General features: G+C 45.9%; 1 protein-coding gene. It reads right to left on the minus strand.

Annotation, left to right across the window (positions count from 1 at the left end):
• A partial coding sequence (locus AB4653_RS17935) for an alanine:cation symporter family protein (protein WP_372104890.1) occupies positions 1-690 on the minus strand: 690 nt, incomplete at both ends.

Consider the following 690-nt stretch of genomic DNA (forward strand, 5'->3'; position numbering starts at 1 on the left):
CATGAACGCTGTAGCAGAACATACTAGAAGAGTATCAATGTAGATAGAGAACGCTTGAACCAAACCTTGCTGAGCTGGGTGATCAACACTTGCCGCAGCTGCCGCGTGAGGACCAGTACCTTGACCCGCTTCGTTTGAGTAAACACCACGTTTAACACCCCAACCGATTGCAGCACCAAAGCCTGCCATAGGAGTGAATGCATCACCCAGAATCATTCCGAAAACAACAGGAACTTGGCTGATGTTTAGTAGGATGATAACGAATGCGATGATGATGTAAGCCAACGCCATGAATGGAACGACAATTTGTGTGAAGTTCGCGATACGTTTAACACCACCAAAGATGATGAAAGCAAGGATGATAGCAACAACAGTACCAGTGAAAATTTTAGCGAAACTGAATGTACCGATAGCTGTTTCAATCATATCACCTGAGCCAAATGCAGCTTCTACAGCATTACCTATACTGTTTGACTGAACACCTGGAAGCAAAATGCCACATGCAAAAATAGTCGCGATAGCGAAGATCCATGCGTACCACTTCTGACCCATTGCTTTTTCAATGTAGTAAGCCGGACCACCACGGAACTGGCCTTCATCTTCTTCTTTATAGATTTGCGCCAGCGTAGATTCTGCGTAAGCAGTCGCCGCGCCAAAGAAAGCTACCACCCACATCCAGAATACTGCACC

This window comes from Vibrio sp. 10N.222.48.A3 (assembly GCF_041475345.1).
Taxonomy (GTDB): Bacteria; Pseudomonadota; Gammaproteobacteria; order Enterobacterales; family Vibrionaceae; genus Vibrio; species Vibrio tasmaniensis_A.